The sequence below is a fragment of the Streptomyces sp. genome (assembly GCF_050698815.1).
Taxonomy (GTDB): Bacteria; Actinomycetota; Actinomycetes; order Streptomycetales; family Streptomycetaceae; genus Streptomyces.
Window position 1 is genome coordinate 1 of record NZ_JBOHCV010000073.1, and the last position, 8,185, is coordinate 8,185.

Annotated in this window: 8 protein-coding genes; 1 reads left to right on the forward strand and 7 read right to left on the reverse strand. The window is 70.2% G+C overall.

Annotation, left to right across the window (positions count from 1 at the left end):
• The coding region (locus ACRDP3_RS03075; protein ID WP_431515242.1) for an MMPL family transporter at positions 1 to 1,381 on the forward strand (1,381 nt) is incomplete at its 5' end.
• 76 nt (positions 1,382 to 1,457) lie between these two features.
• Here the strand turns inward: ACRDP3_RS03075 and ACRDP3_RS03080 are convergent.
• From ACRDP3_RS03080 to ACRDP3_RS03110, 7 genes are all read right to left on the reverse strand, one after another.
• The gene (locus ACRDP3_RS03080; protein WP_431515248.1) at positions 1,458 to 2,258 is read right to left on the reverse strand and encodes an ABC transporter ATP-binding protein; all 801 of its coding nucleotides are present in this window, start codon (positions 2,256 to 2,258) and stop codon (positions 1,458 to 1,460) included.
• Positions 2,259 to 2,262: 4 nt separating this feature from the next.
• The gene (locus ACRDP3_RS03085) at positions 2,263 to 3,204 is read right to left on the reverse strand and encodes an ABC transporter permease (RefSeq protein WP_431515243.1); all 942 of its coding nucleotides are present in this window, start codon (positions 3,202 to 3,204) and stop codon (positions 2,263 to 2,265) included.
• A gap of 74 nt (positions 3,205 to 3,278) precedes the next feature.
• The gene (locus ACRDP3_RS03090; RefSeq protein WP_431515249.1) at positions 3,279 to 4,151 is read right to left on the reverse strand and encodes a glycosyltransferase family 2 protein; all 873 of its coding nucleotides are present in this window, start codon (positions 4,149 to 4,151) and stop codon (positions 3,279 to 3,281) included.
• A 47-nt stretch (positions 4,152 to 4,198) separates the two neighbouring features.
• Positions 4,199 to 4,978, reverse strand: coding sequence for a CDP-alcohol phosphatidyltransferase family protein (locus ACRDP3_RS03095; protein ID WP_431515244.1), 780 nt, complete (start codon positions 4,976 to 4,978; stop codon positions 4,199 to 4,201).
• On the reverse strand, positions 4,956 to 6,017 hold the full coding sequence (locus ACRDP3_RS03100; RefSeq protein ID WP_431515245.1) for an iron-containing alcohol dehydrogenase family protein: 1,062 nt from the start codon (positions 6,015 to 6,017) through the stop codon (positions 4,956 to 4,958). The genes ACRDP3_RS03095 and ACRDP3_RS03100 overlap by 23 nt, the downstream gene beginning before the upstream one ends.
• Positions 6,005 to 6,757: a sugar phosphate nucleotidyltransferase gene (locus tag ACRDP3_RS03105; protein WP_431515246.1), complete on the reverse strand. Its 753-nt coding sequence runs from the start codon at positions 6,755 to 6,757 to the stop codon at positions 6,005 to 6,007. The genes ACRDP3_RS03100 and ACRDP3_RS03105 overlap by 13 nt, the downstream gene beginning before the upstream one ends.
• Positions 6,754 to 8,185, reverse strand: a 1,432-nt coding sequence (locus ACRDP3_RS03110) for a DUF5941 domain-containing protein (protein WP_431515247.1), incomplete at its 5' end; no start/stop codon positions are given. The genes ACRDP3_RS03105 and ACRDP3_RS03110, both read right to left, overlap by 4 nt.

Consider the following 8,185-nt stretch of genomic DNA (forward strand, 5'->3'; position numbering starts at 1 on the left):
CTTCTCGGCCGCCACGGTCGTCGCGGCGCTGGCGGCCCTGCTCCTCTTCCCGCCCTTCTTCCTGCGCTCGTTCGCCTACGCGGGCATCGGCGTCGTCTTCATCGCCGCGGTGGCCGCGCTGCTGGTCGTACCGGCGCTGCTGGCGGTGCTCGGGCACCGCGTGAACAAGGGGCGGCTGCCGTGGGCGAACGCCGTGCGCCGGCCGGACGCGCCGCTGTGGGGCCGCCTCGCCCGTATCGTGATGCGCCGTCCCGCACTCACCGCGCTGCCCGTTCTCGCCGTGCTGCTGCTCGCGGCCAGCCCGTTGCTGGGTGCCACCTTCGGGATGCCGGACGAGCGGGTGCTTCCCGAGGACGCCGCGAGCCGCCAGGTCGGCACCGCGCTCCGGCAGGACTTCCCGGGTAACGACACGGGCGCCGTCCAGGTGGTGACCACCTCCGCGGTGCCCAAGCAGGAGCTGGCCTCCTACGCCGGACGGCTCTCCCGGGTGGAGGGCGTGGAGCGGGTGCAGGCCAGCAGCGGTACGTACGCAAAGGGCCAGGCGTCCGCGCCCGGCCGGGCCAACGCCGCACTCGGCCGCCCCGACGCCCAGCTGCTCACCGTCACCTCAGGTGTGCAGGCCAAGTCGGAGGCGGCACAGGACGTGGTGCGCGCGGTGCGCGACGTCGACCCGCCCGGCGGCACCGAGGCGCTGGTCGGCGGCCGGGACGCCCAGCTCATCGACACCAAGGAGTCGATCGGCGACCGGCTGCCCGCCGCCATCGGCATGGTCGTCGGCAGCACCTTCCTGCTGCTCTTCCTCTTCACCGGCAGCGTCGTACAGCCGCTGCGCGCGCTGGTGCTGAACGCGGTGAGCCTGACGGCCTCGATCGGGGCGATGGTGTGGATCTTCCAGGAGGGCCATCTCTCCTCGGTGCTCGGATTCACGGCGATGCCCATGGACACGTCGGTGACGGTGCTCATGTTCTGCATCGTCTTCGGACTCTCGATGGACTACGAGGTCTTCGTCACCAGCCGCATCAAGGAACTGCACGACGCCGGCGCCGACAACACCACCTCCGTCACACGCGGGCTCTCCCGCACCGGCCGGATCGTGACCATGGCGGCCGGACTGCTGGCGGTGAGCTTCTTCGCCTTCGCCACCAGCGAGATCAGCTTCCTGCAGATGTTCGGCCTGGGCAGCGGGCTGGCGATCCTCATCGACGCGGTCGCGGTGCGTGGGGTGCTGGTGCCCGCGGCGATGAGACTGCTGGGCCGCGGCGCCTGGTACGCGCCGCGTGCGCTGCGGCGGCTGCACGGCAGGATCGGGCTGGAGGAGTCGGCACCCCGGCCGGAGCCGAAGCAGGAAAAGGACGCGGAGCGTACGCACGCGGGCGTCTGACAGCAACGACGAGCAGCGGCCGACCTGGTGCGGGGGACCAGGCCGGGCGCTGCTGCTACTCGCTACCTGCTACTTGCTACTTGCCCGTGAACTTCTCGTATTCCTTGAGCACGTCCTCGGTCGGGCCGTCGTGGCGCAGCTCGCCCTTCTCCAGCCACAGCGTCCGCTCACAGGTGTCGCGGATCGTCTTGTTGTTGTGGCTGACGACGAAGACGGTGCCCGCCTCGCCGCGCAGTTCGCGGATGCGCTGCTCCGAGCGCCGCTGGAACTTCTTGTCGCCCGTCGCCAGCGCCTCGTCGATCATCAGCACGTCGTGCTTCTTGGCCGCCGCGATGGAGAACCGCAGCCGGGCCGACATGCCGGAAGAGTAGGTGCGCATCGGCAGCGTGATGAAGTCGCCCTTCTCATTGATGCCGGAGAAGTCGACGATGCCCTGGTAGCGCTCCCCCACCTCTTCCCGGGACATGCCCATCGCCAGCCCGCCGAGGACGACGTTGCGCTCGCCGGTGAGGTCGTTCATCATCGCCGCGTTGACGCCCAGCAGCGAGGGCTGGCCATCGGAGTAGACATGGCCGCTCTCGGCCGGCAGCAGGCCGGCGATGGCGCGCAACAGGGTCGACTTCCCGGACCCGTTGGAGCCGATCAGGCCGATGGCCTGGCCACGGTACGCGGTGAAGCTGACTCCCCTGACGGCGTGCACCTCGCGCACACTGCCGCTGGGCTTGCGGCGGACGATGCGGTTCAGCGCGGCCGTGGCGCTGCCCTTGCCCTTGGCTCCGCCGTAGACGCGGTAGACGATGTGCAGATCCTCCGCGATGACGGTGGGGATCCACGGGCCCGGCACCGCGGGGCTGTCCGCCTGCTGGGTCTTCTCCATCTCGTCAGCCACGGCCATAACGCTCCTCCGCCTTCCAGAAGAAAACAAATCCGCCGATGCCGACGAGCAGCCCCCAGCCGAGCGCCAGTGCCCAGACGTGCGGCGGGAGGGAGGAGGCCGGGTACCCGTCGATGAACGCGAACCGGATCAGGTCCATGTACACGGCAGCCGGATTTGCCTGCAACAGGTCGATGACCCAGGCGTCCGTGTCGATCTTCGCCAGCTGGTACGGCAGGAAGAACATCACGCCCGACGCGTACAGCCAGGTCCGCGTCACGAACGGCATCAACTGCGCCAGGTCCGGGGTCTTACTGCCCAGCCTCGCCATGATCAGCGCCAGCCCGGTGTTGAACAGGAACTGGCAGACGAGCGCCGGGACGATCAACAGCCATGACCAGGAGGGGTAGTGGCCGAAGCCGACGAGGATGATCACCAGCACGATCATCGAATACAGCAGCTGCTGGAGCTGCTGGAGACAAATGGAGATCGGCAGGGATGCCCTTGGGAAGTGCAGTGCGCGGACCAGCCCCAGATTGCCGGAGATCGCCCGGACACCGTTCAGCACCGAGGTCTGGGTGAAGGTGAAGACGAACACGCCGGTCACCAGGAACGGCACGTAGTTGTCCTGCCCGCCGGGAATCCCCTCCCGGCCGCCCATGATGATGCCGAAGATGAAGAAATAGACGGCGGCGTTCAGCAGCGGGGTCACGACCTGCCACAGCTGTCCCAGCTTCGCCTGGCTGTACTGCGCGGTGAGCTTGGCACGGGAGAAGGCGAGGATGAAGTGCCGTCTCGCCCACAGCTGCTTCACGTACTGCGGCAGCGAGGGCCGCGCCCCGCTGACCGTCAGGCCGTACTTGGCCGCGAGATCGGCCGGGGACAGACGGTCGTCCGGTGAGGGCGGAGGCTTCACGCCGACCGCACCGTCGTGCGTTGTCTCGGTCACGTTGGAAACTTTCGTCCTCACACGCGCAGGTGAATCGGAAGGGAATGCCGGCAGAGCCGTCACGGACGAGCTTGTCAGATGACGGGCGGGCGACCTAGTCGGGTCAGCCGCCACACCGTACGCCACCGCATCGGCTTGCGGGGACCGCACGGGGACGTCCAGCCCTCCTTGAAGCCGCCGAGCCACGCGCGCAGCGCCGGCCGGGAGGGCCGCCGGGCCAGCGTGAGCAGCAGCCACACGCCGAGGTAGACGGGGACCAGCGGGGCGGGAAGGTTGCGCCGGGCCAGCCAGACGCGGTTACGGGCGACCATGCGGTGGTAGACCGCGTGGCGGCTGGGCGCCGTGGTGGGGTGGTGCAGCACCAGGTCGGCGCGGTAGTCGATCGACCAGCCCGCGTCCAGCGCGCGCCAGGCCAGGTCCGTCTCCTCATGGGCGTAGAAGAAGTCGTCCGGGAGGCCGCCGACCTCGGCGATGACCTTCGTCCGCACGGCGTTGGCGCCCCCGAGGAAGGTGGTGACCCGGGAGGAGCGCAGCGGGTCGGCGGCGCGCAGCCTGGGTACGTGCCGGCGCTGGGTCTCGCCGGTCTCCGGGTCGGCGATGCGGAAGCTGATGATGCCGAGCCCGGGGTCGGCGGCCAGGGCTTCGCGTACCTGCTCGGCGGTGCCGGTGCCGGGGAGCAGGCCGTCGTCGTCGAGGAAGAGCAGTGCGTCGACCTCGGCGCCGGACGGACCGAAAGCTTCGATGCCGACGTTACGGCCGCCGGGGATGCCGAGATTTTCCGGAAGCTCGACCGTCCGTACACCTTCCGGCAACGCGGGCAGCGGCGCGCCGTTACCGACGACGACGACCGCGACGGGATCGCCCTCCTGCTTGGCGACCGAGTCGAGCAACGCCCGCAGTTCCTCGGGCCGGTTGCCCATCGTGAGGACGACGGCACCCAGTTTCACGGTCTGCGCAGATCGCTCCACGGGAGGCTGCGGCATGAGCTCCCCCTTCACTTCAGCCTGCTGGAGGCGAGGACGGAAACCAGATGCAGCAGCGTCTGGAGGACGGCGATGCCCGCGAGCACGGCGACGCCGAGCCGGGTGAAGAACAGGTCGCCTCTGACCTGGTCCAGGACCGCCAGGACCAGGATGAGCAGCGACGCCTCGATCCCGAGTATCAGCCGGTGGAACTTCAGTGCCGCGGCGGCCTTGCGGGCCAGCGCCACACCGGACGAGCGCGGCTCGCTCGCGGCCTCCTTCACGGGCGGCAACCCGCTCTGGTGGCGGGCCACACCCACCAGGTCGGTCTCGGCTTTGATCAGTACGGCGCCGACCGCGGCGAGGGTGCCCAGAAAGGCCCACAGCCAGTCCACCCGGCCCTCACCCCACAGGTCGGCGGCACGCAGGCCGAAGCCCACCAGCACGGCGGCGTCGCACAGGTACGCGCCGACCCGGTCCAGGTACACCCCGCCCAGCGAATACTGCTGCTTCCAGCGGGCGAGCTCGCCGTCCACGCAGTCGAGCAGCAAGTAGAGCTGGACCATCACCACGCCGAGCGCCGCCCCCCAGATCCCCGGCACCAGAAGGGCCGGGGCGGCGAGGACCCCCGCGACAGTCATCAGGTAGGTCAGCTGGTTGGGCGTGACCCGCGTGTTCACCAGGTGCCGATCCATGCGCAGCGAGATCTCGCGCATGTAGAGCCGTCCGGCCCAGTGCTCACCGCTGCGCCGGTCCTTGACACCCTCGGGGTGCACGACCGGGCGGAGTTCAGCTACTGATGGCTTGTGCATAGTCGCGGTATGCGTCCCTGATCTGGTCGGCGGACAGGTCGAGGTGCTCGAGGATGGTGTAGCGCCCGGGGCGGGTCTCCGGCGCGTACTCGACCACCTTCACGAACTCGTCCTCGTCGAAGCCGATTTCGGAAGGCAGTACGGGCAGGCCGTGGCGCCGCAGCACCGAGACCATCAGCAGGGCGGTCTCCCGGTCCCCGCGCAGGAAGGTGGCGAAGGCGGCGCCGAGGCCGCATTGCTCACCGTGGCTCGCGGCCCGCTTGGGGTAGAGCAGGTCGAAGGCGTGGTTGATCTCGTGGCAGGCGCCGGAGGCCGGGCGGCTGTCCCCGGCCACCGACATCGAGATGCCGGTGAGCACCAGTCCCTCCGCCAGCACTTGGAGGAAGGCGTCGTCGCCGACCCCGCCGGGGTGCCGGAGCACGGCCTCGCCGGCCTGCCGGGCGATGGCGGCGGCCAGGCCGTCTATGTCCTCGCCCCGCTCGGCGTGGGCCAGTTCCCAGTCCCGTACCGCGGAGATGTTGGAGATCGCGTCCCCGATGCCGGAGCGGACGAACCGGGCCGGGGCCTCCCGGATGACGTCGAGGTCGATGACGACCGCGATGGGGTTGGGCACGCCGTAGGAGCCGCGGCCCGCGTCGTTGTCCAGGGTCGCGACCGGCGAACACAGGCCGTCGTGTGAGAGGTTCGTGGCGACGGCGACCAACGGCAGGCCGATGCGGGCCGCCGCGAACTTCGCGCAGTCGATGATCTTGCCGCCGCCCAGACCCACGACCGCGTCGTAGCGCCCGGACTTCATCGCGTCGGCGAGCTTGATGGCATCGTCGATGGTGCCGCCGCCGACCTCGTACCAGTCCGCGCTGGGGAGGGCGGGGGCGAACCGCTCGCGCAGAGCCGCGCCGGAGCCGCCGCTGATGGCGAAGGCGAGCTTGCCCTTGGAGGAGATCCGCTGATCGGCCAGCAGGCCCGCCAGGTCGTCCAGGGCGCCGCGGCGGATGTCGACGACGACGGGCGACGGAATGAGGCGGGTCAGTACCGGCATGCGATCTCCCGGCCCTTGGCGAGGTCCTCGTGGTTGTCGATCTCGACCCAGGGCACGTCGCCGATCGGCGCGACGTCGATCTTGAAGCCGCGGTTGACCAGCTCCTGGTAGCCGTCCTCGTAGTACAGCTGCGGGTCACGCTCGAAGGTGGTCTTCAGCGCGTCGGCCAGCTCCTCGGCGGCCTCCGGCTCGATCAGCGTGAGGCCGATGTACTCACCGCTCGCGGTGGCCGGGTCCATCAGCTTGGTGATCTGCTGTACGCCCTTCTCCGGGTCGGTGACGACCTTCATCTCCTCCTCGTCGAGGTGCTTCACCGTGTCCAGGGCGAGGATGATCTTCTTGCCGCCGCCACGGGCGTCGAGGAGGGTCTTCTCGACGGAGACGGGGTGCACGGTGTCGCCGTTGGCGAGCAGGGCGCCCTGCTTGATGACGTCGCGGGCGCACCACAGGGAGTAGGCGTTGTTCCACTCCTCCGCCTTGTCGTTGTCGACGAGGGTGAGCTTGACGCCGTGCTTCTGCTCCAGCGCCTCCTTGCGCTCGTAGACGGCCTCCTTGCGGTAGCCGACGACCACGGCGACGTCGGTCAGGCCGACGGCGGCGAAGTTGGCGAGGGCGATGTCGAGGACCGTCTGGGACTCCTCGTCGCCTTCGGGACCCACGGGCACCAGGGCCTTGGGGAGGGTGTCGGTGTAGGGACGCAGACGCCGTCCGGCGCCGGCAGCCAGCACGAGGCCGATCATGCGGGTTCTCCTGTTTCGTCGTGTACGGCGGGTGCTTTGGAGGACACCCAGAAGCGGATGCTCTCGATGAGCACCACTGCCGCGATGGCCACGGCGAGCGTGGTCAGCGCGATGGTGAAACCTTGCTGTCGGTCCTGGCTCCCGCCCGGGCCGCCCAGCCACAGGGCCGCGGCGAGCGTGACCACCAGGGCCCGTCCTTCGTGGCCCCCGATCGCCCGCACCAGCCGGCGCGGAGGGGCACCGGTGCCACCACGGATGCGGTACACGGTGTCGTAGTGATGGTAGGCGACCGCTGCCACCAGCCCGAACGCAGCGGGCAGTGCGGCGCTCACACCGGAGCGGTCGGCGAGTACGGCCAGGATGAGGACGAGGGTGTATTCCGCGGTACGGAAGAGGGGCGGAACCAGCCAGTCGAGGGTGCCCCGCAGCGGGGCGGCCACCGCGAGCCCGGAGGTGAGCACGTAGACCAGCGCCGCCAGACACGGCCAGCCGCTCCCCGCGGGTGTCCACAGCGCGGTGGCCAGCAGCGCCACCGTGCCGAGGAGAGCGAGGGCCGGCCGCCCGAAGGCGGGCAGGCGCAGCCGTGCGCGGCGTGCCAGAGCGGCGCAGCCCTCGGCGAGCGGGCCGCTGTCGGCGAGGTCGGCCAGGGCGCGGGCCGCGCGGTCGGTCCTGTGTGCCCTCCGAGTAAGGGAGCGCAGAACCCGGCCCGCGGTGGTGTAGCAGGCGGCGAGCGCGCAGCCGATGAGCAGCACGACAAGGGTGATGCGGGGCGTGGTGCATGCGGTGAGGACGGCGATCAATGCCCAGCGCTCGCCGATCGGTAGCACGATCATGCGGCGCAGCCACACCGTCCAGCCCACGCTGTCGAGCTTGTCGGAGAGGGCAGCGGTGGGGCTTGTGTTGGCAGTGGCGTCGTGGTTGGCCTCGTTGAAGGAGAAGTCGACGACGTGCCGGGCGGTCTGCAGCACCATCGCGCCGAGTGCGAGCGCCCACACGTCGTCGCCGCCGCGGGCCGCGCCGAGGGCGAGGCCCGCGTAGTACGCGTACTCCTTGGCGCGGTCGAAAGTGGCGTCGAGCCAGGCGCCGAGCGTGGAGTACTGCAGGTCGTAGCGGGCGAGCTGGCCGTCGGTGGCGTCGAGCACGAAGGAGGCGACCAGCAGCACCCCGGCCGCGACGAAACCGCCGCGGGTGCCGGTCGCCGCGCACGCCGCCGCGATCAGCGCGGTGACCAGCGAGGCCGTGGTGACCTGGTTCGGGGTGAGCCCGCGGCGGGCGCACCAGCGGGCGATGTAGCGGGAGTACGGGCTGATGAAGAAGGTGGTGAAGAAGCCGTCGCGCGCCTTCACCGAGTTCCGCAGCCGCACCCGCTCGTCGTCGACTCCGTCGATGACGGTCTGCGCCTCGGCTCGCTCCGCGGGGGTCGTGGGG

Excerpts from the sequence above, each read along its gene's own strand:
- ACRDP3_RS03080 (WP_431515248.1), bottom strand. The coding sequence starts at position 2,258 with ATGGAGAAGACCCAGCAGGCGGACAGCCCCGCGGTGCCGGGCCCGTGG.
- ACRDP3_RS03100 (WP_431515245.1), bottom strand. The coding sequence starts at position 6,017 with ATGCCGGTACTGACCCGCCTCATTCCGTCGCCCGTCGTCGTCGACATC.
- ACRDP3_RS03105 (WP_431515246.1), bottom strand. The coding sequence starts at position 6,757 with ATGATCGGCCTCGTGCTGGCTGCCGGCGCCGGACGGCGTCTGCGTCCC.
- ACRDP3_RS03095 (WP_431515244.1), bottom strand. The coding sequence starts at position 4,978 with ATGCACAAGCCATCAGTAGCTGAACTCCGCCCGGTCGTGCACCCCGAG.